This window comes from Bacillus sp. FSL M8-0063 (assembly GCF_038005545.1).
GTDB lineage: Bacteria > Bacillota > Bacilli > Bacillales > Bacillaceae_G > Bacillus_A > Bacillus_A wiedmannii.
In genome coordinates this window covers 3,231,780-3,258,578 of record NZ_JBBOTJ010000001.1, presented here as the reverse complement: position 1 = coordinate 3,258,578, position 26,799 = coordinate 3,231,780, and the positions used below count along the sequence as shown (strand labels likewise).

Annotated in this window: 25 protein-coding genes and 1 pseudogene; 19 read left to right on the top strand and 7 right to left on the bottom strand. The window is 35.6% G+C overall.

Annotation, left to right across the window (positions count from 1 at the left end; translation table 11 throughout):
* The first annotated feature begins 135 nt into the window (after nucleotides 1–135).
* From gabP to entD, 8 genes are all read left to right on the top strand, one after another.
* The gene (gene gabP, locus MKX31_RS16460; protein WP_098103413.1) at nucleotides 136–1,530 is read left to right on the top strand and encodes a GABA permease; all 1,395 of its coding nucleotides are present in this window, start codon (nucleotides 136–138) and stop codon (nucleotides 1,528–1,530) included.
* A gap of 159 nt (nucleotides 1,531–1,689) precedes the next feature.
* Nucleotides 1,690–2,001, top strand: coding sequence for a hypothetical protein (locus MKX31_RS16455; RefSeq protein ID WP_064475070.1), 312 nt, complete (start codon nucleotides 1,690–1,692; stop codon nucleotides 1,999–2,001).
* 317 nt (nucleotides 2,002–2,318) lie between these two features.
* The gene (locus MKX31_RS16450) at nucleotides 2,319–2,861 is read left to right on the top strand and encodes a DUF420 domain-containing protein (protein ID WP_000228316.1); all 543 of its coding nucleotides are present in this window, start codon (nucleotides 2,319–2,321) and stop codon (nucleotides 2,859–2,861) included.
* A 117-nt stretch (nucleotides 2,862–2,978) separates the two neighbouring features.
* Nucleotides 2,979–4,142 carry an iron-containing alcohol dehydrogenase gene (locus MKX31_RS16445; RefSeq protein WP_064475071.1) on the top strand — a complete coding sequence of 388 codons (1,164 nt, stop codon included), beginning with the start codon at nucleotides 2,979–2,981 and terminating at the stop codon, nucleotides 4,140–4,142.
* A gap of 158 nt (nucleotides 4,143–4,300) precedes the next feature.
* Nucleotides 4,301–5,053 (top strand): DeoR/GlpR family DNA-binding transcription regulator, encoded by a 753-nt coding sequence (locus MKX31_RS16440; RefSeq protein WP_098103414.1) that lies wholly within the window; start codon nucleotides 4,301–4,303, stop codon nucleotides 5,051–5,053.
* Nucleotides 5,050–5,961, top strand: a complete 912-nt coding sequence (gene pfkB / locus MKX31_RS16435) for a 1-phosphofructokinase (RefSeq protein ID WP_088047334.1) — start codon at nucleotides 5,050–5,052, stop codon at nucleotides 5,959–5,961. The genes MKX31_RS16440 and pfkB overlap by 4 nt, the downstream gene beginning before the upstream one ends.
* Before the next feature lie 13 nt (nucleotides 5,962–5,974).
* Nucleotides 5,975–7,834 carry a PTS fructose transporter subunit IIABC gene (locus MKX31_RS16430; RefSeq protein ID WP_098103415.1) on the top strand — a complete coding sequence of 620 codons (1,860 nt, stop codon included), beginning with the start codon at nucleotides 5,975–5,977 and terminating at the stop codon, nucleotides 7,832–7,834.
* Between the two features lie 347 nt (nucleotides 7,835–8,181).
* Complete coding sequence (gene entD, locus MKX31_RS16425; protein WP_098103122.1) at nucleotides 8,182–9,114, top strand: cell wall-binding protein EntD; 933 nt, start codon at nucleotides 8,182–8,184, stop codon at nucleotides 9,112–9,114.
* A 62-nt stretch (nucleotides 9,115–9,176) separates the two neighbouring features.
* Here entD and MKX31_RS16420 read toward each other — a convergent pair whose 3' ends face one another.
* A complete protein-coding gene (locus MKX31_RS16420; protein ID WP_000814419.1) occupies nucleotides 9,177–9,422 on the bottom strand; it encodes a hypothetical protein in 246 nt (81 codons plus the stop codon).
* A 181-nt stretch (nucleotides 9,423–9,603) separates the two neighbouring features.
* On the opposite strand from MKX31_RS16420, the gene miaA reads away from it, so the two are divergent.
* Nucleotides 9,604–10,557 (top strand): tRNA (adenosine(37)-N6)-dimethylallyltransferase MiaA, encoded by a 954-nt coding sequence (gene miaA / locus MKX31_RS16415; RefSeq protein ID WP_064475075.1) that lies wholly within the window; start codon nucleotides 9,604–9,606, stop codon nucleotides 10,555–10,557.
* Nucleotides 10,558–10,578: 21 nt separating this feature from the next.
* The gene (gene hfq / locus MKX31_RS16410; protein ID WP_000813896.1) at nucleotides 10,579–10,803 is read left to right on the top strand and encodes an RNA chaperone Hfq; all 225 of its coding nucleotides are present in this window, start codon (nucleotides 10,579–10,581) and stop codon (nucleotides 10,801–10,803) included.
* Between the two features lie 80 nt (nucleotides 10,804–10,883).
* Here hfq and MKX31_RS16405 read toward each other — a convergent pair.
* Both MKX31_RS16405 and MKX31_RS16400 read right to left on the bottom strand, forming a co-directional pair.
* Nucleotides 10,884–13,396, bottom strand: a pseudogene (locus tag MKX31_RS16405) (Gly-Xaa-Xaa repeat protein).
* 113 nt (nucleotides 13,397–13,509) lie between these two features.
* Complete coding sequence (locus MKX31_RS16400; RefSeq protein ID WP_064477044.1) at nucleotides 13,510–14,475, bottom strand: tyrosine-type recombinase/integrase; 966 nt, start codon at nucleotides 14,473–14,475, stop codon at nucleotides 13,510–13,512.
* Between the two features lie 113 nt (nucleotides 14,476–14,588).
* On the opposite strand from MKX31_RS16400, the gene spoVK reads away from it, so the two are divergent.
* A complete protein-coding gene (spoVK, locus tag MKX31_RS16395; protein WP_048562529.1) occupies nucleotides 14,589–15,545 on the top strand; it encodes a stage V sporulation protein K in 957 nt (318 codons plus the stop codon).
* 31 nt (nucleotides 15,546–15,576) lie between these two features.
* Here the strand turns inward: spoVK and MKX31_RS16390 are convergent, their stop codons facing one another.
* Nucleotides 15,577–15,714 (bottom strand): hypothetical protein, encoded by a 138-nt coding sequence (locus MKX31_RS16390; RefSeq protein ID WP_064477043.1) that lies wholly within the window; start codon nucleotides 15,712–15,714, stop codon nucleotides 15,577–15,579.
* Between the two features lie 99 nt (nucleotides 15,715–15,813).
* On the bottom strand, nucleotides 15,814–16,437 hold the full coding sequence (locus MKX31_RS16385) for a trimeric intracellular cation channel family protein (RefSeq protein WP_064477042.1): 624 nt from the start codon (nucleotides 16,435–16,437) through the stop codon (nucleotides 15,814–15,816).
* Nucleotides 16,438–16,529: 92 nt separating this feature from the next.
* On the opposite strand from MKX31_RS16385, the gene hflX reads away from it, so the two are divergent.
* From hflX to glnA, 4 genes are all read left to right on the top strand, one after another.
* Entirely contained in the window at nucleotides 16,530–17,804 is a 1,275-nt protein-coding gene (gene hflX, locus MKX31_RS16380) for a GTPase HflX (RefSeq protein ID WP_064477041.1), read from the top strand.
* On the top strand, nucleotides 17,797–19,068 hold the full coding sequence (locus MKX31_RS16375; protein WP_064477040.1) for a methionine gamma-lyase family protein: 1,272 nt from the start codon (nucleotides 17,797–17,799) through the stop codon (nucleotides 19,066–19,068). The genes hflX and MKX31_RS16375 overlap by 8 nt, the downstream gene beginning before the upstream one ends.
* Nucleotides 19,069–19,242: 174 nt before the next feature.
* Nucleotides 19,243–19,632, top strand: coding sequence for a transcriptional repressor GlnR (gene glnR, locus MKX31_RS16370; RefSeq protein WP_000656785.1), 390 nt, complete (start codon nucleotides 19,243–19,245; stop codon nucleotides 19,630–19,632).
* A gap of 48 nt (nucleotides 19,633–19,680) precedes the next feature.
* Nucleotides 19,681–21,015 carry a type I glutamate--ammonia ligase gene (glnA, locus tag MKX31_RS16365; protein ID WP_000135336.1) on the top strand — a complete coding sequence of 445 codons (1,335 nt, stop codon included), beginning with the start codon at nucleotides 19,681–19,683 and terminating at the stop codon, nucleotides 21,013–21,015.
* Between the two features lie 122 nt (nucleotides 21,016–21,137).
* Here the strand turns inward: glnA and MKX31_RS16360 are convergent, their stop codons facing one another.
* Nucleotides 21,138–22,283 (bottom strand): tyrosine-type recombinase/integrase, encoded by a 1,146-nt coding sequence (locus tag MKX31_RS16360; protein ID WP_340981303.1) that lies wholly within the window; start codon nucleotides 22,281–22,283, stop codon nucleotides 21,138–21,140.
* Nucleotides 22,284–22,528: 245 nt separating this feature from the next.
* Here MKX31_RS16360 and MKX31_RS16355 point away from each other — a divergent pair, with 245 nt between their 5' ends.
* The 4 genes from MKX31_RS16355 to MKX31_RS16340 all read left to right on the top strand — a co-directional run bounded on the left by MKX31_RS16355 (nucleotide 22,529) and on the right by MKX31_RS16340 (nucleotide 26,370).
* Nucleotides 22,529–24,232, top strand: coding sequence for a P-loop NTPase fold protein (locus MKX31_RS16355; RefSeq protein ID WP_340981301.1), 1,704 nt, complete (start codon nucleotides 22,529–22,531; stop codon nucleotides 24,230–24,232).
* Between the two features lie 510 nt (nucleotides 24,233–24,742).
* On the top strand, nucleotides 24,743–25,870 hold the full coding sequence (locus MKX31_RS16350) for an AimR family lysis-lysogeny pheromone receptor (RefSeq protein ID WP_340981299.1): 1,128 nt from the start codon (nucleotides 24,743–24,745) through the stop codon (nucleotides 25,868–25,870).
* A 2-nt stretch (nucleotides 25,871–25,872) separates the two neighbouring features.
* Complete coding sequence (locus MKX31_RS16345) at nucleotides 25,873–26,016, top strand: hypothetical protein (RefSeq protein WP_340981298.1); 144 nt, start codon at nucleotides 25,873–25,875, stop codon at nucleotides 26,014–26,016.
* Between the two features lie 231 nt (nucleotides 26,017–26,247).
* Nucleotides 26,248–26,370, top strand: a complete 123-nt coding sequence (locus MKX31_RS16340) for a hypothetical protein (RefSeq protein ID WP_340981296.1) — start codon at nucleotides 26,248–26,250, stop codon at nucleotides 26,368–26,370.
* 18 nt (nucleotides 26,371–26,388) lie between these two features.
* Here the strand turns inward: MKX31_RS16340 and MKX31_RS16335 are convergent, their stop codons facing one another.
* A complete protein-coding gene (locus MKX31_RS16335; protein ID WP_340981566.1) occupies nucleotides 26,389–26,739 on the bottom strand; it encodes a helix-turn-helix domain-containing protein in 351 nt (116 codons plus the stop codon).
* Nucleotides 26,740–26,799 lie beyond the last annotated feature (60 nt).

Sequence of the window (26,799 nt, the reverse complement as noted above, 5' to 3'; positions counted from 1 at the left end):
TAATTTTTGAAGGAGGTCGAATTACGATTGTTAAATTCAGAATATTTTGATATATTTTAAAATATAGGACAAGATTTTTCGCATAATACTCTTACATAAATTTCAAAATTAAGTTTGGAAGGGGATGTACAAGAGTTGGATAAAAATCTTAAGAAAGACCTCAAAATACGCCACATTACAATGATTTCCATTGGTGGCGTAATAGGAGCTGGTTTGTTTGTTGGAAGCGGTGCGGTTGTGCATTCAGCCGGACCAGGTTCTATCGTTTCATATGCATTAGCAGGACTTCTAGTTATTTTCGTTATGAGAATGCTAGGGGAAATGGCAGCTATTAACCCGACAAGTGGTTCATTTGCAACATATGCAAGAGAAGCAATTGGTCCATGGGCGGGTTATACAATTGGGTGGCTATATTGGTTTTTCTGGGTAATTGTTATTGCAATAGAAGCTACAGCAGGTGCTGGTATTATTCAATATTGGATTCCAGAAATCCCGCTCTGGTTATTAAGCTTAATATTAACGATTTTATTAACGTTGACGAATGTTTTCTCGGTGAAATCATTTGGAGAATTTGAATATTGGTTTTCATTTATTAAAGTAATAAGTATTGTTTTGTTCCTTTGTCTTGGGCTCGCTGTTATTTTAGGATTTGTACCAGGAACGGAAGCACCTGGCACTTCGAATTTAGTAGGGCAAGGAGGATTTATGCCAAATGGTATAAGTTCGGTGCTACTTGGAATTACCGTCGTTATATTTTCATTTATGGGATCTGAGATTGTTGCAGTAGCCGCTGGTGAATCTGCCGAACCTGTAAAAGCAGTAAAAACAGCAACAAATAGTGTAATTTGGCGTATTCTCGTATTTTTCATTGGATCGATTGCTGTAGTTGTTACACTCCTTCCGTGGAATTCAGCGAACATACTAAAAAGTCCGTTTGTGGCGGTACTGGAACATATAGGGATACCAGCGGCAGCACAAATTATGAATTTTATCGTTTTAACAGCTGTACTTTCTTGTTTAAATTCGGGTTTATATACGAACTCAAGAATGCTTTTTTCAATGGCAGAAAGAGGAGATGCGCCAAAGGCATTTTTGAAATTGAATAGTAGTGGTGTTCCAGTTCGGGCGGTTTTATTTGGAACTTTCTTTGCTTACATTGGAGTTGTTTTTAGTTACATATCTCCAGATAAAGTATTTTTATTTTTAGTGAATGCATCTGGCGGGATTGCGTTACTCGTTTATCTCGTTATAGCAGTTTCACATTTCAAGATACGTAAAAAAATGGGGAAAGCGGAACAACAAAATTTGAAAGTGAAAATGTGGCTTTTTCCATATGTAACATATGTTACAATTGCTGCGATTATAGCAGTTTTAGTTGCCATGATCGCAATTGAATCTTTACGTTCACAAGCGCTTTTAACAATGCTTGTTACTGTTCTTATAATAATTTCTTATTTTATTTTTAATAGAAATAAAAATAGTACATTGTTGAATCCTAAAAGTAAGAATGAGGAATCTGTTCGATTCTAATTTCTTGTTTTAGAAGAGAGTTACACCCAATCATTGCTATAAAAGAATCATATATAATCATAGAAACAAGTAATTACTATTGTCATAGTGAATATAAACTTTTTTCTTGACTTTTTATACGAAGGCGAGCAAAATGATAAAAAAGGAAGGGGGATGACGATGGAAGAGTACGTATTAGAGCTGTATAACTTGTTATATACGACAGAATGGCAAGATATTGTTTCGTTTCTAGGAATAATGTTTTGTATGAAAATTGTAATTGTATATATGGAAGAGCAAGGTATGTTCTATTCCTTCGCATCTCCGTTCGATGTGCAACGCGAGCCGTTGCCAAACTATGCCAAGGTAAATTACGAACAATTTCCTTTTGTGATTTTCTTTATGCTTCGATTTATAACAGCAATTGTAAAGAAAAAGGAAAGTGACGATGAAGAGTGCCACTCAACTTGTAATATAGCGACTGCTTTTTAAGCTAAATACAAGGAGGAGATTTATATGTGGTTTCGATTTCTTATGATTGGTTTCTTTTCATTAACAGCAATTTCTTTAATGGGATATCAAGTGTCTGAAATTTATCAAGCATATAGCAATACGTTTTTTAACAAAAACTAATTACATTGCTATTTAAATAATAAAGCGATAAAATCCTTCTTAAGAAGTTTTATTAAGAAGGATTTTTTTCTTTGCTTTGTCTTACTGTGTCAAACTATTGTCACATTTACACTGTGAATAATATGTTAAAATAGTGAGGTTACGTATACATATTTGAAGGAAGAGGAGTGACCATTTTGGTGGATCAATCAACGAATCAGAAAAGCTATGCTCCTATTGTGATAACGCTTTCTGTAATTGTAAATGCGATTATTTTATTTTTGTTCTTTGGACCTGTTGGCTATGAAGGAGAAGTACATTTTGATGTAACAATTTTACCAATGTTAAATGCAATTTTTAATAGCTTTACGTTCGTATTCTTATTAGCAGCTTTATACTCTATTATTAAGAAGAATGTGAAAATGCACCGTGGTTTCATCCTCGCAGCATTTACAACGACGTTGCTATTTTGTGTTTCTTATTTATCGTATCATTACTTGGCGCCGGCAACACATTTTGGTGGGGAAGGATTCATTAAATATGTGTACTTCATTATTTTAATTACACATATTATCCTGGCAGCTATTATTGTACCACTTGCATTGTTTGCACTTGTATTTGGTTTTACAAATCAATTAACACGTCATCGTAAAATTGTACGTTGGACGATGCCAATTTGGTTATATGTAAGTTTATCTGGTGTTATTGTTTACTTAATGATCTCACCTTATTACCAATAAAAAAATCTCAGCCTGTAGGCTGGGATTTTTTTGTTAGGCAAATATTTTTGTGAAATGAAAAAAATATGGTATACAAAAGTATAGTTGCTTTTCATATAGAAGGGATGGTAAAGAAATATGCAAAATTTTGTATTTCGTAATCCAACGAAACTTATTTTCGGTAAAGGTCAATTAGAACAGTTGAAAACTGAAATTCCACAGTTCGGTAAAAAGGTTCTTCTCGTATACGGGGGAGGCAGTATTAAAAGAAATGGTATTTATGATAATGTAATTTCTATTTTAAAAGATATAAATGCAGAAATATTTGAATTGACAGGTGTTGAACCGAATCCGCGTGTATCAACTGTAAAGAAAGGGATTCAAATCTGTAAAGATAATGGCGTCGAATTCATATTGGCGGTTGGCGGAGGAAGTGTAATCGACTGTACGAAGGCGATTGCTGCTGGTAGCAAATATGATGGAGATGTATGGGATATTGTAACGAAAAAAGCATTTGCTAGTGGGGCGTTACCATTTGGTACGGTACTTACGCTTGCGGCAACAGGATCTGAAATGAATGCTGGTTCTGTCATTACAAACTGGGAAACGAATGAAAAATATGGCTGGGGTAGCCCAGTTACTTTCCCGCAGTTTTCGATTTTAGATCCAGTTCATACTGTTTCTGTGCCGAGGGATCAAACAATTTACGGTATGGTAGATATTATGTCGCACGTATTAGAGCAATACTTCCATCATGGAACAAATACAGAATTACAAGATCGTTATTGTGAATCTGTTTTAAAAACAGTAATTGAAACTGCTCCTAAGCTTTTAAGTGATTTAGAAAATTATGAGCATAGAGAAACTATTTTATATTGCGGTACTATGGCGTTAAACGGTATTTTAGCGATGGGAGTAAAAGGAGATTGGGCGACTCATAATATTGAACATGCAGTATCTGCGGTTCATGATATACCACACGGGGGTGGCCTTGCGATTTTATTCCCGAACTGGATGAAGCGTGTTGTAGATGAAAATGTAAGTCGTTTTAAACAGTTCGCTATTCGTGTATTCGATGTAGAAACAGATGAAAAGGCTGATCGAGAAATTGCGCTAGAAGGAATTGAGGCGTTACGTCAATTTTGGACTTCAATTGAGGCACCAGTAAGGTTAGCGGATTACGGTATTGGGGAAAATGAAATTGATTTAATGGCTGATAAAGCGATGGCTTATGGTGAATTTGGTAACTTTAAAAAATTAAATAAAGACGATGTTTTAAGTATATATAAAGCTTCTTTATAAGTGAATCGAAAAAAGAAACCCATTTGATATAACAATCAAATGGGTTTCTTTTTTATTGTTTATAACTGTTTATGACCGGTTTTGGTTATTTGTGAATGTTTATGGTTGATTTTTGTGATCGTTTTCATTATACTGTAATCAAAGAAGAGGTGAATAAAATGTTAACTCCTGAACGTCATCAAATGATATTGCAACTTGTAAAAGAGCAGAAGGTTGTTAAATTACAGCAATTAGTGGAAAGAACAGAAAGCTCTGAATCAACAATTCGTCGTGATTTAGCGCAATTGGAAAAGCAAAGGTTATTAAAAAGAGTTCATGGTGGTGCTGCTGTTTTAACAGGAAAAGGGCAAGAGCCAACGATGGTTGAAAAATCATCCAAAAACATTCAAATAAAGCAACAAATTGCTAACTATGCGGCTAGCATTGTTGAACAAGGTGATTGCATTTATTTAGATGCAGGAAGTACAACATTTGAAATGATTCCATTTTTAATAAATAAAGATGTTACTGTCGTTACGAATGGACTTATGCATATTGAAGCTTTAGCTGAAAATAATATTCGTGCGTATTTACTAGGTGGAATGATGAAAAGTAGGACGAAAGCTTTAATTGGTGCTATGGCACAGGAAAGCATGCAGAAGTACCGTTTTGATAAATGTTTCTTAGGAGCGAATGGTGTACATGAACAGCTTGGTTTTACAACTCCAGATCCAGAAGAGGCACTTTTAAAACAAATGGCATTAACATTTGCGAACGAAGGATATTTCTTAATTGATGAAAGTAAGTTTTCAGAAGTTGCGTTTGCGAAAATAGCCAATGTTGAAGAAGCGAATATTATTACAAACCATTTAGAAATTGATTTAGAAAAATATAAAAGACAAACCAATGTAATTGAGGCTGATAAACAATGATCTATACAGTTACTTTAAACCCATCTATTGATTATGTAGTACAAGTTAATTCCTTCGATTTAGGCGCAGTAAATCGAGCAGAGAAAGATATGAAATTTCCTGGAGGGAAAGGTATTAACGTTTCTCGTGTTCTTCATCGTTTAGGTGTTGAAAATGTAGCGCTTGGATTTACTGGTGGATTTACCGGTCGATTTATTAAAGATGTATTACAGGCGGAAGGTGTAACAACAAACTTCGTCCAAGTAGACGGTGATTCCCGAATTAATGTGAAAATAAAAGGGCAAGAAGAGACAGAATTAAATGGGCAAGGTCCTAATGTGACAAATGAACAATTTGAACAATTAATGAAACAAATCGAAAGTATGAGGCAGGGAGATTGTGTTGTACTAGCTGGAAGTGTACCGGCGTCTATCTCAACTACTTTTTATGAATCAATCGCAACGCTCGGAGCTGAGAAAGGTATTCGCGTAGTAGTCGATGCAAGTGGAAGTGCGCTGCAGCATGTAATTAAAAATAAACCATTTTTAATAAAGCCTAATCATCATGAACTTGGTGAGTTATTCGGAGTAGAGATTTCAACAGTAGAAGATGTTTTACCGTTTGGAAGAAAATTAGTTGAACAAGGTGTAGAGCATGTTATCGTATCAATGGCTGGAGATGGGGCTTTATTATTTACGGCAGAAGGTATATATGAAGCAACTGTTCCAAAAGGTGTTGTAATTAATTCGGTTGGGGCCGGAGATTCTCTCGTTGCAGGATTTGTGGGTAAATATGAACAGACAAAAGATATTGAAAAGGCATTTCAATATGGCGTTGCAACAGGGAGTGCAACAGCATTTTCAGCTGATTTATGTGAAAAAGAAAAAGTAGAAGAATTATTGTCGCAAGTAATTGTAGCTAAGCGATAGGGGGGAGCAACATATGAAAATTACAGAACTATTAAAAAGGGATACAGTTATTATGAATTTGACAGCTTCAAATAAAGAAGCTGTCATAGATGAATTAGTTGAGAAATTAGACGGCGCAAATCGTTTAAATAGTAAAGCTGAATTTAAAGAAGCTATTTTAAAGCGGGAGTCACAAAGTACAACTGGCATAGGGGAAGGGATTGCAATACCTCATGCGAAAACAAAAGCTGTTAAACAACCAGCGATTTGTTTTGGTAGAAGTGTAAGCGGTATCAACTATGAATCGCTTGACGGACAGCCAGCGCATTTATTCTTTATGATTGCTGCGAGCGAAGGGGCGAATAATACTCATTTAGAAACGTTATCGCGCCTATCTACATTATTAATGGATGAAGGATTTCGTAAGCAATTGTTAGAAGCAAAGGATGAAGAGGAACTTCTTCGTTTATTTGATGAAAAAGAGAATGAAAAAGAAGAAGAAGACATTGAAGTTGCAAAACCAGAAGGAAACGAACCATACGTACTAGCAGTTACGGCTTGCCCAACTGGAATCGCTCACACCTATATGGCAGCGGATAGCTTGAAAGCAAAAGCAGCAGAGCTAGGTATAGCAATTAAAGTTGAGACGAACGGATCAACAGGAGTAAAAAACGGTTTAACGAAAGAGGACATTGAACGCGCAACGGCTATAATTGTTGCGGCAGATAAACAAGTAGAAATGAACCGTTTTGCTGGGAAACATGTCATTCAAGTGCCAGTCGCTGATGGGATTAGAAAAACGGAAGCGCTTCTTAATCGAGCTGTAAAACAAGATGCGCCAATCTTTAAAGGAATAAAGGAAGATGGGAAGACAGAAAGTACAGAGGAAGAAAAAGGATTAGGGATTTATAAGCACTTAATGAGTGGTGTAAGTAATATGCTTCCATTCGTTGTTGGTGGCGGGATTTTAATTGCACTAGCATTTTGGATTGGTGGTATAAAAGCAGAAGGACCATTGGCTGAATTGTTAATGTCTATTGGTGGAGGCAAAACAGGTGCGTTTTTATTCCTCGTACCAATTTTAGCTGGATTTATTGCGAGTTCTATTGCTGATCGTCCAGGATTTATGCCTGGTGTTGTCGGTGGATTCTTAGCAGCACATGCGAATGCTGGATTTTTAGGGGGATTAATTGCTGGTTTCTTAGCTGGGTATGTTGTTTTAGGATTGAAAAGATTGTTTTCAGGATTACCAGCACAGTTAGAAGGAATTAAACCTGTATTGTTATATCCGGTCTTTGGATTGTTGATTACAGGAGTTGTTATGCAAAAAGTAGTAATTCCGCCTGTAGTAGCATTGAATGAAATGTTAACAGGTTGGTTAAATGGTTTGAACGGTACAAATGCTATATTACTAGGTCTTATATTAGGTGGTATGATGGCAATTGATATGGGTGGTCCAATTAACAAAGCTGCATTTACATTTGGTATTGCTGCAATAGAAGCGCAGAACTTTGGCGTGCACTCTGCTGTTATGGCGGGTGGTATGGTACCACCATTAGCGATTGCATTCGCAACTACTTTCTTTAAATCGAAATTTACTGAAGCAGAACGTAAATCTGGTTTAACAAATTATATTATGGGAGCATCGTTTATTACAGAAGGTGCGATTCCATTTGCAGCTGCAGATCCGATTCGAGTAATAGTAAGTTGTGTTGTTGGTTCAAGTATTGCGGGTGCATTATCTATGTTATTCCAAATTACATTACCAGCACCGCATGGTGGATTGTTTGTTATCGCATTAGTAAATAAACCGGTGCTATATATTTTCTCGATATTTATAGGGACAGTTATTTCAGCTCTTATGATGGGGATTTGGAAAAAGAAAGTTAAATAACACATGAAAAAGGAGTAGCTTTTATTAGCTGCTCTTTTTTATTACAAAAAAGGAGATTAATAATTGGAGAATGATGAATTTTGGTAAAAGATGTAATGAAATATGGTTTTTTTGTAACAAAAAAGTAATACTGTAATTTTTTTTGGAAAAAAATTCTGGGCTGATATGTAGAAAATATATGAAAACTATTGGGAATTCTATTAGAAATGGAATTCATTAATATGGAAATTTATGTTACAACTCATTAATCGTGTATTACGAATGGTTTGTAATTGTGTGATTTCTAAAAATCTTAAAAATCTGTTGCTATAATGAAAATACGAAAACAAAGCAAATGGAGGCTATTCATGAAAAAATTATTAGGTATAGCAACGGCGGCAGTTTTTGGTCTTGGGATTTTTGCAGGTTCTGCGAAAGCAGAAACGATTGTAACAACAGACGTATTAAATGTTAGAGAAAACCCAACTGTAGAGTCAAAGCTTGTAGGTAAAATGTTAAGTGGAAATAAATTAGATGTTATAAATACAGAAAACGGATGGGCAAAAATTAAATTAAATGGTAAAGAAGCGTTTGTAAGTGCTGAATTTACAAAAAGTACATATTATGTAACGGCGGGCGCGTTAAATGTTCGTGCTGGAGCGAATACTGACTCTGAAATTCTTGGTAAACTGAATAAAGATGATGTAATTGAAACGACAAATCAAGTTCAAAATGAATGGTTACAATTTGACTATAATGGAAAAACGGGATATGTTCACATGCCATTTTTAACAGGGACGGCACCTGTAATAGAAAAGAAAGAAGTTGTAACGCAAGAAGAGGCGCCAGTAAGAGTAAATACGCCAGTTAAAAATAATAAAGTAGTTAAGAGCAAAGAGTCTGTTAAAAATGTAGAATCAAGTAAACCTGTCGCAAAACAACAGTCAACTACGAAACAAGTTACGAAATCTACTGAAACAAGTGCACCTGCTGGTGGACGTGAAATAACAGTAGAAGCGACAGCGTATACAGCCCATCCAAGTGAGAATGGTACGTATGGTGGTCGTGTATTAACTGCAATGGGGCATGATTTAACAGCAAATCCGAATATGAAAGTAATTGCTGTTGATCCTAAAGTAATTCCGCTTGGATCAAAAGTATGGGTAGAAGGATATGGAGAAGCGATTGCTGGAGATACTGGTGGTGCGATTAAAGGAAATCGTATTGATGTATTAGTCGGTTCAGATGGTAGTGCCAATAGCTGGGGGCGCAAATCTGTAAAAGTGAAAGTGATCAAATAGTGTATATGTATTAATATAAAAGGCGGTTGCTTGAAAGTATGTAAGCAACCGCCTTTTATAGGTTATTGAAAAGGATAAATAGTTTTACCTGTAATAATTTTATAGGCACTGCAAAATTGATTTTGTATATACTCTGTATTTTTATTTTCTGGATGTAATGTTGTTTCTTGGAGAGTAGAATGAAAAGAACGTAGCAAACAATTTAAGGCGAAATATAATTCTTCTTGTGAACAATTTTGTTCTTTTGTAGCAGTAGCTAAAATAAGGTCTTTTGTTAAAGATGAAAAATTAATGGTGGATTGTTTCATAGTCAACTCATCCTCTCGAAGGTATTTTTAATCATGTATATGCGGAATTGGACAAACTATGTTCTTTTTTATTTATAATTTCATGTACCGAAATGAAAGAACTTGCAATCATGCCGTTAAAATTGGTAAGATTGGATATAATCAATAGATGGAGTACATTACATAAAGAGAGTTGAATGATATGGGAGAAGTGCAACGTGAAAAAGTTGCTGTCATCATTGGACCAACTGCTGTTGGAAAGACGAAGTTAAGTATTGATCTTGCCAAAGCGTTGAATGGTGAAATTATAAGTGGAGATTCCATGCAGATTTATCGTACGATGGATATTGGAACTGCAAAGGTGACAGAAGAAGAGATGGATGGAATGCCGCATTATATGGTCGATATAAAAAATCCGGAAGAATCATTTTCTGTTGCCGAATTTCAAGAACGTGTTCGTAAGCATATTCGAGAGATTACAGAGCGTGGTAAATTGCCAATTATCGTTGGTGGAACTGGTCTGTATATACAATCTGTTTTATTCGATTATCAGTTTACGGATGATGCTGGCGATACTATATACCGAGAACAAATGGAAAAGTTAGCATTAGAACGTGGTGTGGAATATGTACATAAGAAATTACAAGAAGTAGACCCAGAAAGTGCTGAGCGTATTCATGCAAATAATGTACGTCGTGTCATTAGAGCGTTAGAAATTTTCCACACGACGGGTGAAAAAATGAGTGATCAACTTGAAAAACAAGAAAACGAGTTATTATACGATGTTTCCTTGATTGGCTTGACAATGGATCGAGAAATGCTATACGATCGCATTAACTTACGAGTTGATATAATGATGGACCAAGGGTTATTAGAAGAAGTAGAAGGATTGTATAATAGAGGGATACGAGATTGTCAATCTATTCAAGCGATTGGGTATAAAGAGATATATGATTATTTTGAGGATCGTGTCTCTTTAGAAGAAGCGGTATCACAATTAAAGACTAATTCACGTCGTTATGCAAAGCGTCAATTAACGTGGTTCCGTAATAAGATGGATGTCACGTGGTTTGATGTTACAGGCGGTGAAAAAACGTCAGAAATTTTACGATACATAGAAGGAAAATTACAACTAAAGTCGAATAATAGTAAGTAGAGAAAAAGAGGAGGATTCGACATGAAGCAATCAATCAATATTCAAGATCAGTTTTTAAATCAACTCCGTAAAGAAAATACGTTTGTTACGCTGTACTTATTAAATGGTTTCCAGCTTCGTGGATTAATTAAAGGATTTGATAATTTTACAGTCCTACTGGAAACAGAGGGTAAGCAACAGCTTATTTATAAACATGCAATTTCTACATTTGTACCACAAAAAAATGTTTCAATTGAATTAGAGTAGTAATGAATTATTGTACATAACAAAAAAAGAGCGAGTTTCTCGCTCTTTTTTTATTTGCTATAAACAATACATAGTGAAATTTAAGCAATTCTAAATACAGTAAGGCGAATGTTAGTGTTTCCTGTTGCAGGGATCGTAATCTCGTTAAGAGTAGATTGGACAGAAATGTTTGCGCCAGCTCTTAACGTTTCGATTGTAGTGAATGAAAGTGAGTCGCCTATTAAATTTGAAGAAAAGTTATCAGTTGCGACTGCTCCATTAATTGAAATGCCTACTCCAAGAGGAGCGCATCCTGGCGCAGTTGTAGAAATAGATACGCTAATCACATAAATACCGCCGTTGATAACCGTAACTGTATCTGTGCCATTAAAGATAATATTGTTTACGTTAATTGCAGTACTGAAAATAAAGTTATTAAATTGTAGTACTGTTTGTTGAATGTTGTTTGTAACAACAATTGTTGCTACAGGGAAGCTAGGTCCAGTAGGGCCAGTAACTCCTATACCAGTGGCACCGGTAGCGCCTGTTGGCCCTTGAACACCTTGAGGTCCAGTAGCACCCGTGTTCCCTTGAACACCTTGAGGTCCAGTAGCACCCGTGTTCCCTTGAACACCTTGAGGTCCAGTGGCACCCGTGTTCCCTTGAACACCTTGAGGTCCAGTAGCGCCTGTGTTCCCTTGAACACCTTGAGGCCCCTGAGGTCCAGTAGGTCCAGGAGGCCCGCCAGAAGGTCCGGTAGGTCCGGTAACTCCTATGCCAGTAGCGCCCGTGTTCCCTTGAGGTCCTTGAATACCCTGAGGCCCAGTAGCACCCGTGTTCCCTTGAGGTCCTTGAATACCCTGAGGCCCAGTAGCACCCGTGTTCCCTTGAACGCCCTGAGGTCCGGTAGCACCCGTGTTCCCTTGAGCACCTTGAGGTCCGGTAGCGCCTGTGTTCCCTTGAACACCTTGAGGCCCAGTAGCACCAGTATTACCTTGAGGCCCCTGAGGTCCAGTAGGTCCGGTAACTCCTATGCCAGTAGCGCCCGTGTTCCCTTGAGGTCCTTGAATACCCTGAGGCCCAGTAGCACCCGTGTTCCCTTGAACACCTTGAGGTCCGGTAGCACCTGTGTTCCCCTGAGCACCTTGAGGTCCAGTGGCACCAGTAGCGCCTGTGTTCCCTTGAACGCCCTGAGGTCCGGTAGCGCCTGTGTTCCCTTGAACACCTGAGGTCCAGTAGCACCAGTAGCGCCTGTGTTCCCTTGAACGCCTGAGGTCCAGTGCACCCCCTTGAACACCCTGTTCCCTTGAACACCTTGAGGGAGGTCCCAGTAGCACCCGTGTTCCCTTGAACACCTTGAGGTCCAGTAGCACCAGTGTTGTTCCCTTGAACACCCTGAGGTCCAGTAGCACCAGTAGCCCTGTGTTCCCTTGAACGCCCTGAGTGTTCCCTTGAACACCCTGAGGTCCAGTAGCACCAGTAGTGTGTTCCCTTGAGCACCCTGAGGTGTTCCCCGTGTTCCCTTGAACGCCCTGAGGTCCAGTAGCGCCCGTGTTCCCTTGAACACCTTGAGGTCCTAGCACCCGTGTTCCCTTGAACACCTTGAGGTCCAGTAGCACCAGTAGCGCCTGTGTTCCCTTGAACGCCCTGAGGTCCCAGTGAGAGTCCACCAGTAGCGCCTGTGTTCCCTTGAGGTCCAACACCAGTAGCACCCTGTGTTCCCTTGAACACCCTGAGGTCCAGTAGCGCCTGTGTTCCCTTGAACACCTTGAGGTCCAGTAGCACCAGTAGCGCCTGTGTTCCCTTGAACGCCCTGAGGTCCGGTAGCGCCTGTGTTCCCTGAGGTGAGGTCCAGTGGCACCAGTAGCGCCTGTGTTCCCTTGAACGCCCTGAGGTCCGAGCACCCGTAGGTCCAGTAGCACCTGTGTTCCCTTGAACCTGTGTTCCCTTGAGGTCCACGCCCTGTGTTCCCTTGAACGCCCTGAGGTCCGGTAGCGCCCGTGTTCCCTTGAGGTCCAGTAGCACCAGTAGCGCCTGTGTTCCCTTGAACGCCCTGAGGTCCGGTAGCGCCCGTGTTCCCTTGAGGCCCAGTGGCACCAGTAGCGCCTGTGTTACCTCGAGGCCCAGTAGGCCCGGTAGGACCTCTGCCGAACGAAGCTGAATTAACTAGAGTAGTTTGTAACTCTGCAATTAATTTAAGGAGTTCTTGGAGTGTACAATGATCGATTCGGAATAACTTTGTGATGTAAAGTAAATAATTAATTAAAATTTGGAGTTCAACAAATACAGCACTTGCTACGAAAGTTGGATTTTTTAATATAGTTATTAAGTTTTTAATAATTGCTAATCCTTGCGCTTTCAGGGAGGAAGTAGCTTCTAGTGAACAAATAAATTTACTTAGTAGGTCCAATGTATCAATTAGATCTTCAATATTTTGGGGAGATGGATTTGCAAAAAGTTTTGGGATTATTTTTGTTAAATCGATAATGATTGCGCGAAATGTTCTAAGTTGTGCTTTAGTAATTGGGATGGATGGGGTATTTGGGATTCGTCCAGCGCTACTTGGAAAGCATGGTTTGGAGAATTTGTTTTGACTGTCGTCATAACGAGACATTAAATCTCTCCTTTCTAATGAGAATGTGAATGAAACTCATCATAGTAGATGCAAAAATTAGTTAAATGGTCATAGTAAAATCGTTTGTTTAAAGAAAAAATAGAAAAAACGCCTCATGATAAGGCGTTTTTTCTATTTTCTGCGTATTGATAATATCGTTTTAGTGAAACTTTTGATTTGAATCCAGCTAGTTTTATAATTTCTGACTCCGGAGTTTCTTTTTTTATTAAGTTTAAAATATAGGTGTTACGAAAGTGTTGTCCTGAGATTCCTTTGCGTAAATTAGCTCTAGATACTTCAAGGCGAATCATTTTTTGGATAGCGATTTCTGTTAATCCCTTCGGTGCATCATTTTCGTATACCCATCTGTATGTTCCGCGATTAAAATCAAATGCGATAAATAATGGGTCATGACTATGGTATTTTGGACGAACGGGTTCAGGGATGCTTTTGTAATAAGTATATAGTTGTTTTTTGTCTTCGTTAGTTAATGTAATTGTTCTTTCTACCCCTGCGGTTGCTGGGATAGAGAATGTGTTAGTTTCAAAGTGAACGTGATGCATAGTTAACGCTGTAAGTTCCTGTAAGGATAATCCATAGTCGATTAATAAGTTTAAAATAGCAACATTACGATCCATTAATAAAGGGCGCACAGGACGTTGTTTTTCTGAAAGTCCTTCTAATGAAGTGATTATATGTTTTAATCTTTTTTCTTCATCAGATGAAATGAAATCTTCGTTACGAAGTGTGCGGTCTGGTTGAATAGAAATTTCCATGTTCTTTAATGGGTTAGGGATGTTTAGAAAATGATGCATTCTATTTAATACAATAAATACACGGTGCATCGTTTTCTCTGAGTAATGTCGATTCTTTTTTAGGTCGGAAAAGTAATCTTCGTAGTCTTTTGTACAAAGTGTAGCCCATATATTACTGGAAGGGAGCTTATTGTTTTTTTCTAACCAATGTCCGAAATCTTCAATGTCATAAACATAACGTTTAATGGTTGAAGCTTTTCGGCCTTTATTCAATAAAAAAATAGAAAAGGCTTGTATTGTATCATGGAATTCCGATGTTTCCATAGTCCCACCACCTTCATTATTTCTTATATTATAGCAAACTTTTCTGAAAATAGTCATTTGCAAGGGAGACAGGAATAATAATATTTGGTGAGTGGATAAAATGAGGTGATTGTATGGAACAATCGATGCGAAAGAAAAATAATAATCAAATTAACATTGTTTTAAATCATCGAAAGAAAATTTCTTTACCAGCCGCAGAAAATAAAACAGTGATTTCAAGTGAAACTACTACGAAACATGAGATGTTGCAAAGAATTGAAGAAGAAATGGGAAAGCTTATTGGGATGGATGATATAAAAAAGATAATAAAAGAAATATATGCTTGGATTTATGTAAATAAAAAAAGACAAGAAATAGGGTTGAAGTCTGAGAAGCAAGTACTTCATATGTTGTTTAAAGGGAATCCAGGTACAGGGAAGACAACTGTTGCTAGAATGATAGGGAAATTGTTGTTTGAGATGAATATTCTGTCAAAAGGGCACTTAGTTGAAGCTGAACGTGCGGATCTTGTAGGAGAGTACATCGGTCATACAGCTCAAAAAACAAGAGATTTAATAAAAAAAGCAATGGGAGGTATTTTGTTTATTGATGAGGCGTATTCATTAGCCCGAGGGGGAGAAAAAGATTTTGGGAAAGAAGCAATTGATACGCTCGTAAAGCATATGGAAGATAAACAACACGGTTTTGTATTGATTTTAGCCGGATATTCAAGAGAAATGAATCACTTTCTTTCATTAAATCCAGGTCTGCAATCACGTTTTCCGTTTATAATTGAATTTGCGGATTACTCAGTAAATCAGCTGTTAGAAATAGGGAAGAGGATGTATGAAGAACGTGAATACCAGTTATCGAAAGAGGCTGAATGGAAATTTAGAGATCATTTACATGCTGTAAAGTACTCGTCGCAAATTACATCATTTAGTAATGGACGATATGTACGTAATATTGTTGAAAAATCGATTCGTACACAGGCTATGCGGTTGTTGCAAGAGGATACGTATGATAAATATGATTTAATTGGGATATCAAGTTGTGATTTGATGCTTGAAGAGGAGACGCACAGTACGTAAACTGTGCGTCTGTTTTTTTGTATAAGTGCTTTTACTCTTTTTTTGCTTTTTCTTGATAAGGTTTATGGAAGTGTTCCATTTTAGCGCTTTTTTCGTGTGCAGAATTAGGATCGTGTCCAATTTGACCTACTGAGCTTTTTTGAGCACTTTTATTAACATGGTTTGTCATTTGTATTCACCTCGCTTTGAGGATTAGTATAAACATTTTGTAAAGAAAAACTCATTAGAAAAGAAAAACCTCTTTACGATATGTAAAGAGGTTAGATTACTATTTATGCATTGAACGTTCCTTTGTATCGATGCGTCTATGCGGTAAATGCCATTTGTAATGAATAGAAACCATGCGGAAGCAAACAATTAAAATGAATAAGGTATATAGAGCCCAATCGCTAACAATAATTTGAGCACCGATTAAGAAACCTGCTAGAATCGTCCAAAAGGCATATACTTCAGCTCGAAGGACGAGAGGTTTTCTGCGGGCTAAAAGATCGCGGATGATACCACCGCCAATACCAGTTAAAACAGCTGCTACGATTGTAGCGCTAATTGGTAAATTTAATTTTTGAGCATATAATGCTCCTTGTACGGCGAATGCTGATAAGCCGATAGCATCAGTGATATTTTCCCACTTTTTCCAGTGTCTAATTAATTTATTAGGAAAAAGAAAAATAATCGTCATTGATAGTAGTGCGATTTGGAATAACATGTCTTGTTGCCAAAGCGCGACAATCGGATAACCGATTAATAAATTACGAAGGGCACCTCCCCCAAATGCGGTTGCCATTCCTAAAATATAAACTCCGAAAATATCATAATCTTCTTCCATTGCAACAATGGCTCCGCTTAGTGCGAAAGCGATTGTGCCTATGATGCTAAAAATCTCCCATGCCATGAATTTTCTCCCCCGCTAACTAGATGAAATGTGCTTCCTCTGCTATTATATTAGAAGGTTTAAATTTCGAAAAGGATGAGTGAACATATTTGATGGAAGAAAAAGAAAAAGTCATATTAGTAGGCTGTCAATTGCCACAAGATGATGATGAAAAGTTTATGCATTCCATGAAAGAGCTTGCATCGCTAGCGAAGACTGCACGAGCAGAATTATTAGTGTCTACAACGCAAAAACGACCGAAGTTTCATCCGGCGACTTATATAGGTAAAGGTAAATTAGAAGAGCTTACAATGTTAACGGAAGAATTAGAACCGGATGTTATCGTATTTAATAACGAATTAACGCCGAGTCAAATTCGGAATTTATCCTCAGTATTAGATGCGAGGGTAATTGATCGAACGCAACTAATATTAGATATTTTTGCGCAACGTGCGAAGTCGAGGGAAGGTAAGCTTCAAGTAGAATTAGCTCAGTTGCAATATACAATGCCGCGTCTTATGGGGCAAGGATTGTCGTTATCACGTCTTGGTGGTGGTATTGGAACGAGAGGGCCGGGTGAGACGAAACTTGAGACGGATCGTCGCCATATTCGATCACGCGTTGATGAAATAAAGAAACAACTTGCGGTTGTTGTGGAGCATCGAAAAAGATATCGTGAGAGAAGAAAAAATAATAAAGTATTTCAAGTTTCATTAATAGGGTATACGAATGCGGGAAAATCTACACTGTTTAATAGATTGACGGAAGCAGATACGTTTGAAGAAAACTTGTTGTTTGCAACGCTAGACCCGACGACAAGGAAGATGCCGTTACCTTCAGGTTATACAGTATTACTAACTGATACGGTGGGTTTTATACAAGATTTACCTACGTCATTAATTGCTGCTTTTCGTTCGACATTAGAAGAAGCTGGTGAAGCGGATGTTATTTTACATGTAGTTGATTCAGCAGATCCTAATTATGTAGGGCATGAGAAAACAGTAAAACGATTATTGTCAGAACTTGAAATTAATCATATTCCTATTATTACGTTATATAATAAAAAAGATGAATTACATCAAAACTTTATTCCGTTTCCGAAAAGTGACTTCTTAATGACTAGTGCCTTTGAACAAAGTGATTTATTGCATATAAAAGAAGCGATAGAAACGAAAATGAAGGAAGAAATGAATCGTTATCAAGTGGAAATTCCACCGAGTGAAGGTAAGTTGTTAACGCTATTAAAGACAGAAACGCTATTAACAAAGATGGAGTTTCTGGAAGATAAATTTGTATATGATTGCGTAGGGTATATTTTTGCTCATTCATCGCTTAATGTGCAATTAAAGAGATTTTTAGTGGAAGAAGGAGAAAATAAAAATGTTTGATCGTTTGAAAAATGGAGAAAAAATTGCTCCAATCGTAAAAGAAGTAGAGAGCCAGGTTACAGAAGTACATAAACGCGCGGATGAAGTAATTGAAAGTAATCAGTTTCGTGTATTAGAAAGTTTTCGTAAACATAAAATTAGTGATTCGCATTTTATTCCGACGACAGGTTACGGTTATGATGATATTGGCCGTGATACGTTAGAAAAAGTGTATGCGGATGTATTTGGAGCGGAAGCTGGTCTTGTTCGTCCGCAAATTATTTCAGGTACTCATGCTATTTCTACAGCGTTATTCGGTATTTTACGTCCGGGAGATGAGCTATTGTACATCACTGGCAAACCGTACGATACGTTAGAAGAAATCGTTGGTGTACGCGGAAAAGGTGTAGGTTCATTTAAAGAATATAATATTGGTTATAATGCAGTTCCGCTTACTGAAGAGGGGCTTGTTGATTTTGGAGCTGTTGCGACTGCAATTCATAGTAATACGAAGATGATTGGGATTCAGCGCTCAAAAGGTTATGCTACTCGTCCATCATTTACTATTTCTCAAATTAAAGAGATGATAGCATTCGTTAAAGAAATTAAACCTGATGTTGTTGTGTTTGTAGATAACTGTTATGGTGAGTTTATTGAAGAGCAAGAGCCATGTCATGTTGGTGCAGATTTAATGGCAGGTTCGCTTATTAAAAACCCTGGTGGTGGAATTGTTAAAACTGGTGGTTACATTGTTGGTAAAGAACAGTATGTTGAAGCATGTGCATATCGTTTAACATCTCCAGGAATCGGTGCGGAAGCAGGGGCATCTTTATACAGTCTACAAGAAATGTATCAAGGTTTCTTCTTAGCGCCGCATGTAGCGGGACAAGCGCTAAAAGGTGCGATTTTTACAGCTGCATTTTTAGAGAAGTTAGGAATGAATACATCACCAGCATGGAATGCACCAAGAACAGATTTAATTCAGTCTGTTCAATTTGATGATAAAGATCGTATGATTGCATTCTGCCAAGCAATTCAATATGCATCTCCGATTAATTCTCACTTCACTCCATATGCCAACTATATGCCCGGTTATGAAGATGATGTAATTATGGCTGCGGGAACGTTTATTCAAGGTGCAAGTATTGAATTGTCAGCTGATGGTCCAATTCGTCCGCCTTATGTTGCTTACGTGCAAGGTGGGTTAACTTATTCACATGTAAAGATTGCGATTTGTTCTGCAATTGATGCGTTAATTGAAAAAGAATTATTAACAATTTCTTAAGGAGAAGCTGTCGATTTCGACAGCTTTTTTCGTGTGAAAGTAATAATTTATTTCATTAGAAAAAAGAATGAAAAAATTTATAAAAAATCATGTAAGAAAAGCTAACATCTATTGACACTAAACATAACATGGTGTAAAATGAGAAGCAGTTAAGGCGAAGGAGGAACTGAAACAATGAAAGAAGATAGACGTTCTGCCCCGCTGTTTCCTATTGGTATTGTTATGGATTTAACACAATTATCTGCACGTCAAATTCGCTACTATGAAGAGCATAATCTTGTTTCTCCAACCCGTACAAAGGGGAATCGTAGATTATTTTCATTTAACGATGTAGATAAGTTGTTAGAGATTAAAGATTTATTAGATCAAGGCTTGAATATGGCTGGTATTAAACAAGTGTTACTAATGAAAGTAAATCAAACAGAAACAGTGAAAGTAAAAGAAGAAACGAAAGAAATTTCAAAAACTGAGCTTCGCAAAATACTTCGAGATGAACTACAACATACAGGTAGGTTTAATCGGACTTCATTGCGACAAGGTGACATTTCAAGGTTTTTTCACTAAAGATAACTGATTCTGAAGGTGTTTAGAGGGACTAAGGAGGAATTTATAATGGCTAGGTACACAAGAGAAGATATTTTCCGTTTGGCGAAAGAAGAGAATGTAAAGTATATCCGCTTACAATTTACGGACCTTTTAGGAGTAATTAAAAACGTAGAAATTCCAGTGAGCCAATTAACAAAAGCTCTTGATAACAAAATGATGTTTGATGGATCTTCTATTGAAGGTTTCGTACGTATTGAAGAATCTGATATGTACTTATTCCCGGATTTAGATACTTGGGTAATTTTCCCTTGGACAGCTGAAAAAGGCAAAGTAGCTCGATTAATCTGTGATATTTACAATGCAGATGGCACTCCATTTGATGGCGATCCACGTAACAACTTAAAGCGTGTATTAAAAGAAATGGAAGCATTAGGATTCTCAGATTTCAATCTTGGACCAGAGCCAGAATTCTTCCTATTTAAAGTAGATGAAAAAGGAAATCCAACATTAGAATTAAACGATAACGGTGGATACTTCGACCTTGCGCCGATGGATCTAGGGGAAAACTGTCGTCGTGATATCGTTCTTGAACTTGAAGAAATGGGCTTTGAAATTGAAGCGTCTCACCATGAGGTTGCTCCAGGACAACACGAAATTGACTTTAAATATGCAAATGCAATTCGTTCATGTGATGACATTCAAACATTCAAACTTGTTGTAAAAACAATTGCTCGTAAACACGGTTTACACGCAACATTTATGCCAAAACCATTATATGGTGTGAACGGTTCAGGTATGCACTGTAACTTATCACTATTCAAAAATGGTGAGAACGTATTCTTCGATCAAAACGGTGACTTACAATTAAGTGATGATGCTCGTCACTTCATCGCAGGTATTTTAAAACACGCACCAGCATTTACAGCGGTAGCAAACCCAACTGTAAACTCTTACAAGCGTTTAGTACCTGGATACGAAGCTCCTTGTTACGTAGCATGGTCTGCACAAAATCGTAGCCCGTTAGTACGTATCCCTGCATCTCGTGGAATTAGCACACGCGTAGAAGTACGTAGTGTTGACCCAGCTGCAAACCCATATTTAGTAATGGCTACATTATTAGCAGCAGGTCTTGATGGAATTAAAAACAAATTAACTCCACCAGCTGCAGTAGACCGTAACATCTATGTAATGACAAAAGAAGAGCGCGAAGAAGCAGGCATCGTTGACTTACCAGCAACATTAGCGCAAGCATTAATTACATTGCAATCGAATGAAGTAGTATGTGGTGCACTAGGTGACCATTTACTTGAGCACTTCATCGAAGCGAAAGAGATTGAGTGGGACATCTTCCGCACACAAGTTCACCAATGGGAACGCGATCAATATATGTCTCTATACTAAGAGGCTTAAACCCTTGATACAACTGGTATCAAGGGTTTTTTATTTACCTCTTATCACAACGTTATGTGGTTGCAAAATGAAAAACAGCCACATAACAGCCACAAAAAACACCAAAAAAAATTCTACTCTAAAACATTACTCATATACTTTTCAAATTCAGAAATAGAGTCTTTATTGATTTTATCACTAATATGTGAATAGACATTGGATGTCATTTCGATACTTTTATGACCTAATCGTTCTTGTATATATTTTAAGTTAGCGCCTGACTCTAATAATAAAACAGCATGTGTATGTCTTAAAGAATGGATATCAAGACTAGGTATGTTAACCTTTTTTAAAATTCTTGAAAAGGCGTTGAATAAAGTTGATTTCGGTAAGAAATTACCATCTGTTCTGGTGAAGATTAAATCTAAATCATGTTTATAACTTTCTTGTAATACTAATATATTTTCATCTTGCCACTTCTTATGATTCAATAAATCTTTAGCAAGTGGAGCTGGAATCATAATTGTTCGTCTGGATGAAAATGTTTTTGTATCACCAAAAAGTTCTTCACCCATCTTAGCATGGAAATCTAATGTTTTTGTAATATTTATTGTTTGTTCTTTAAAATCGATGTCACTCCATTGAAGAGCAGCAGCTTCACCTTTTCTCATTCCAGTATTGATAAGTGTTTTAAAAAAGATATAATAGATGTAATTATATTGATAAGATGCTTTTAAGAATCGTGGAATGTCTTCTGTACGCATATACTTGAGACCTTCCTCTTTTTTTTGGTTTTTGTTTGAAATTACAACATCATCACAAGGGTTTGTTCCAATCTTTTTTAAACTAATGGCCTTACACATTGCATTATTCATAGTTCGGTGAATTATCTTTACAGTTCCCTTACTGTACCCTTGATCAGTAAGATGATTAATAAAATTTTGATACATCATCGGTTTCAGATCTTTTAAATTTATATTTTTAAAATACGGGATGATGTGTTTTTCAACGTTCCTTTTGTGTAGGATGAACGTGTTTTTTCTTACAGTATTTTCTTTGTACAATTTAAGCCAATCTTCTAGGAAGTACTTTAAAGATGTTGGGACATTTTCGATTTCAAAACCATTCAATATCCTTTGTTCTTCTTCAGCAGCCGCAATTTGGGCTTCTTTTTTTGTTTTAAAGCCACGTTTAGTTTTTTCTTTGTACTGGTGAGTATAGGGGTCCTTAAACTTTATCCTATATTGCCAACCATTGCTCACTTTTCTAAAGCTAGCCATTAGAATCCTCCTTAATAATAATTGTAGTTAGTATTAGCTGTACAGTAACTTTAGTTGAATAATAGCATGATAACCTAATTATTGTAAAAGAAATTAGTGGATATACAAAGTAATCTTGATAGTGGAATATGTGTTTTGATAAGATTCGCTTAAAATGTGTTAATATATGGTATTGTTATTTATTTGTATATATAATGAATATTAATATAAATAATTATTTAAATAAAAAATAGGAGGTTAAACCTTTGAAAAAAATTTTTACATTAAAGGCATTAGACGATGGGCAACTTGAACAAATTATGTTTTCACCTAGGTCTTATCAAAGTATAAAAAGAATAGAGAAATTATTCTATAACCATATACCTGGAATAACAGTACTTTCTGGGAATAGGGGGGTAGGAAAATCTACTATTATAAATTATTTTTTAAACCTATATAAAGCTAAACATGAATACTTATTTTTAAAATTTAATATAACTAATAATAATAATAATACATTTTTGAGAGACATATTCACATGTTTAGAAAAGTTAAACATCGAGGACATGGATTCGGAAATGCAAAAAAAAATAAAAAAATGTATGGGTGAATTAAAAGAAAAAATTCTTTTCAGTATTGTTCATAAAGAAATTAATGATAAAGGGCATTCTTTGACAAAAGAATATAAAGGTTACTCTGAAGCCTCTATAAAATTTCCATTCAAAATTTTCGGGTTCAATGGGAGGATTTCGAAGAGTGAATCTGATAAAAATATAGATAAATATAATACTCAAATAATAAAAACAAAAAATTATTATAAAGATGAAATTCAAAATGAATTAATTGGAATTTTGAATCTTCTTTCAAAGGATTATAAGATCTTTTTCATTATAGATGAGTTGGATAAAATGGACAATCATAGTTTTAATAATTTTATTTTAGAAAATAAGACCTTCTTTTTAGAGAGTAATTTATCTTTCTTTATCATTATAGATAAAGAAAAATGTATAGAATTACAATATAATAACTTATTGGTGGAATCTATGATTAGGGAATTTATTCATTTGTCTAATTTGGAATGGTCTGAGTTCATAATAATTGCTTCAAGAATGAATACGGATATTTCAGTCAATGAATTAAGAGAACATTTTTATAAGACAAAAGGTAATTTTAGAAAAATAATTCATTTACAAGTTTCTAATAAAAATAATTACCAAGTTTATAAGCAAACGGAATTTTTAAAAGGTTTTTTGTTATTTGATTATTTTATGAATACATCGTATGTTAAGAATCTACCTGTGTTATTCAAAGACGTTGTAACAGATTTTTTATATGAAGTTTTAGATATATTTTTACTAATTGGACCTATTAGTAAAAATACTCTAGATGAAATAAGTGAAAAGTATACTGATAATAAAATTTTACATTCTGTTATTACTAGATTAAAAACTGAGATAATGAATCTTAAGAATTTTGAAGAAATTATAACGCCAGAAACAATTACATTGGAAGAAGAAATAAGTAAATATCATGAGCGTAAGCAATTATATTATAGTTATTTTAATAATAGACTACATAAATATAAGGTGGAAAATGTTGATTCACCGAACTTAAAAGATTGGAAATATTATATAGCAGCTCAGATAGACTCTATAGACTTTGTTTGTATATGTAAACAAACAATAGATCCTGAAAACCGATCTATAAATTATATGTCGTATCATTGTAATTTTTTCACTTCAAATGAATACATGAATCCAGTTCTTTACTTAAATAATGAGGGAGTCGCATGGAGTGACGAGGCGGCATATAATAAAGATTATTTAATAGAGTATCTAGAAAAGGTTGGAGTATTTTATTTAGAAATTGATCTAGAGGAAAATGTTTATAATGAAGACTTTTTTAGAAATGATAATAATTTAATAGACTTAGAAAACAAAATTAGAGAAAAGTATGACGCAGTACTATAATAGTTGAATTATATAAAAAGTCTTACTTTACTAGTAAAATGTAATTTGTAAGAAGATAAAATGCTTAATATTATGAAGTATTTTATTAATAAGTGTTATATTGTGAACGCAGAGAACGAGAGTTCGTTTTTTGTGATGATAAATCTGCATAGCATCGAAATGGAAATATGAATAATTGCATATTTCACTAAATGTTGATTTATAGCGATTTAAAAATTTCTCAACATTTGATCAATAATTATTTTGTAAAAATTTAAAAAATTCGTGTTAATATTGGGGTAACTAAACTGAACGAAAAAGACCCATATAAGCGTGTTCAAGGGGGACTCTCACACCTCCCTTTAAACCGTTCCCTAACCAGCACTTAGGAAACACTTCGCTACATACGAGCCTCATTGAGTATAACATAAAACTAAGATATTCTCTTCTCGTATAATGTTTCCAAACTTGAGAAATTATTAGGATGGGTTCCTTGTTCGAGAAGGGAAAGTGTTTGTAGTGAAGGAGTTAATGAAGCGTATAAAAAAACAGGCTGAAAAAAGTGAAATGACATTCCCTGATATTCAAAGAAAAACTGGTGTAGATCGGGTAGTAATTACAGATGCGGTGACAGGTAATACAGCAGAAATGAAGTTTGATAATTTTTTACTGATAGCCTCTGTATTATTTGAGGATATGGAAGAAAGGAAAGATATCTTAAATGAGTTTATTATGTTGTGTAAGGGTGATTTGAATATTCGTAAAGCTCTTTGCTATTGTCAAGGAATTGGTCAATATAAAATTATGCATAAACTCATAGAGAAACATCAGAAAAAACAGCATCTAAGGAAGTACCTTAAAATTTACAAGTTATTTAATTATAGAAACCAAAATATTAAGCGAGGACAAATATTAATTGACGAAATGGATAATTTTTTGTTTGCAAATGATTCAGAAGTTCAGGTACTTGTGAATATGCTATACAGTTTCTCAATGTATGATATTTTTAATTATAGAGCGATGCTTCCTTACTCTGATAAAGTGGAAAAAAATTTAGTACTCATAAAAAACCAATTTATAAAATCTTGTCATGAAATACATTATAATGTTCGAAGTGCATATATTAATTTATTCAATGAAGATTTGACAGATTGTAGAGTTAAATGTGAAGCAATATTAAAAGCAGAATTAGAAGTACCAATAATAAAAGCAACAGCGTTATGTTGTCTTGGAGAGAGCTATCTGTTCACTGATGTCCTGGAAGCGGAAAAGTATCTATTGCAAAGTCTTAAATATTTAGAGGATAATGGAATTTCGAAAGAAAGTAGAAAGTATAAATCCTTTCAGTCTACTTTGGCGTATCTCTACATAGATAATGGATATAATCTTGATAAAATTGATTTTACATGCATTGATTTATCCGAATGTGCATATTATGAGGGTTTATATGGTGATAAGGAAAAAGCCTTGAAAATGTTTGAAGAACTATCCAAAGAAAGGAAGTTTGTATCTCCATTCATAATGTACTATATTTCCAGAATTAACAATGATATACTGGGATTAAGAGCAGCTTTGAAGTGTTTCGAACGTGTTGGTAACTATCATTATGCCAATGCTGTAAAACGTGTGTTAGTATCAGTAGAAAAGAGAGTGGGATGAGAATGGGGAAATTTAGTATAGTAGTTTTATGTATTATGAGTGTGTTCACTCTAACTTTAAATGCTGGGGCAGCAACAATGAACAGTAAAGAACAACCTATTCAAAATAAAGTTCAATATATGATGTCCGAACCTGGTGGACTTTAATAACAAAATTAAATAGTTAATAAAAAAGACGTTGCGTATATCGCAGCGTCTTTCGTGCTTTTTGGGAAATGTAGGGTTTTTATTATCGATAAAAAAACCGACACCTATTTTTTTCTATATTCAACAAGGAGAAGACCGAAACTTATTTTAAAACTGTTTGTAGGACACCAGAAATAGAATCACTAAAAAATGTTCATAAATAATACAGAGGATGTGCGGGGGGAATTTATGATGAAAAAAAAACAAGTAGCTAGAGAAGTAGCTGTTAAATGGATATTAGAAGGGAATATTTATAATATTGAGGAACAATTAAAGCAAGTATTATCTGATGTACATAAAACAAAAAAAGACTAACTATTACAGTTAGCCTTTTTATTTTTGTTCTTTGTTTTTTTGGTATTGAACATACATCTCTAGTTGTTCCCAAGCCTTTTTCTGTTCTTCTTCTGATAATTTAGTTATAAGATTTTCAATCTTTTTTCCTATCTCTGTAGCATTTTTATCCTGCTCTTCGGTTAACCTGTCATCAGTAGATCTTCCTAACAAATAATCTGTAGTTACTCCGAAATAATCTGCTATCTTTTCTATTGATTCACGCCCAGGTGATTTTTTACCTTTTTCAAAATAAGAAATAGCCATTTTAGATACACCAATAGCATTACCTAATTGCTCTTGTGTAATCTTACTATTTTTCCTGAGTTCTTTAATCTTTTCCCCGATCAACATTAACGTCCCCTTTTTATAAAGTGTTTATGATACATAAAGTATAAAGTAAACATAGTG

Excerpts from the sequence above, each read along its gene's own strand:
- MKX31_RS16420 (WP_000814419.1), bottom strand. The coding sequence starts at position 9,422 with ATGAAACAATCCACCATTAATTTTTCATCTTTAACAAAAGACCTTATT.
- MKX31_RS16440 (WP_098103414.1), top strand. The coding sequence starts at position 4,301 with ATGTTAACTCCTGAACGTCATCAAATGATATTGCAACTTGTAAAAGAG.
- pfkB (WP_088047334.1), top strand. The coding sequence starts at position 5,050 with ATGATCTATACAGTTACTTTAAACCCATCTATTGATTATGTAGTACAA.
- spoVK (WP_048562529.1), top strand. The coding sequence starts at position 14,589 with ATGGAACAATCGATGCGAAAGAAAAATAATAATCAAATTAACATTGTT.
- hflX (WP_064477041.1), top strand. The coding sequence starts at position 16,530 with ATGGAAGAAAAAGAAAAAGTCATATTAGTAGGCTGTCAATTGCCACAA.
- MKX31_RS16390 (WP_064477043.1), bottom strand. The coding sequence starts at position 15,714 with ATGACAAACCATGTTAATAAAAGTGCTCAAAAAAGCTCAGTAGGTCAA.
- MKX31_RS16350 (WP_340981299.1), top strand. The coding sequence starts at position 24,743 with ATGAAGCGTATAAAAAAACAGGCTGAAAAAAGTGAAATGACATTCCCT.
- hfq (WP_000813896.1), top strand. The coding sequence starts at position 10,579 with ATGAAGCAATCAATCAATATTCAAGATCAGTTTTTAAATCAACTCCGT.
- MKX31_RS16360 (WP_340981303.1), bottom strand. The coding sequence starts at position 22,283 with ATGGCTAGCTTTAGAAAAGTGAGCAATGGTTGGCAATATAGGATAAAG.
- MKX31_RS16430 (WP_098103415.1), top strand. The coding sequence starts at position 5,975 with ATGAAAATTACAGAACTATTAAAAAGGGATACAGTTATTATGAATTTG.
- MKX31_RS16340 (WP_340981296.1), top strand. The coding sequence starts at position 26,248 with ATGAAAAAAAAACAAGTAGCTAGAGAAGTAGCTGTTAAATGGATATTA.
- MKX31_RS16385 (WP_064477042.1), bottom strand. The coding sequence starts at position 16,437 with ATGGCATGGGAGATTTTTAGCATCATAGGCACAATCGCTTTCGCACTA.
- entD (WP_098103122.1), top strand. The coding sequence starts at position 8,182 with ATGAAAAAATTATTAGGTATAGCAACGGCGGCAGTTTTTGGTCTTGGG.
- miaA (WP_064475075.1), top strand. The coding sequence starts at position 9,604 with ATGGGAGAAGTGCAACGTGAAAAAGTTGCTGTCATCATTGGACCAACT.
- MKX31_RS16400 (WP_064477044.1), bottom strand. The coding sequence starts at position 14,475 with ATGGAAACATCGGAATTCCATGATACAATACAAGCCTTTTCTATTTTT.
- MKX31_RS16455 (WP_064475070.1), top strand. The coding sequence starts at position 1,690 with ATGGAAGAGTACGTATTAGAGCTGTATAACTTGTTATATACGACAGAA.
- MKX31_RS16375 (WP_064477040.1), top strand. The coding sequence starts at position 17,797 with ATGTTTGATCGTTTGAAAAATGGAGAAAAAATTGCTCCAATCGTAAAA.
- MKX31_RS16345 (WP_340981298.1), top strand. The coding sequence starts at position 25,873 with ATGGGGAAATTTAGTATAGTAGTTTTATGTATTATGAGTGTGTTCACT.
- glnR (WP_000656785.1), top strand. The coding sequence starts at position 19,243 with ATGAAAGAAGATAGACGTTCTGCCCCGCTGTTTCCTATTGGTATTGTT.
- glnA (WP_000135336.1), top strand. The coding sequence starts at position 19,681 with ATGGCTAGGTACACAAGAGAAGATATTTTCCGTTTGGCGAAAGAAGAG.
- MKX31_RS16445 (WP_064475071.1), top strand. The coding sequence starts at position 2,979 with ATGCAAAATTTTGTATTTCGTAATCCAACGAAACTTATTTTCGGTAAA.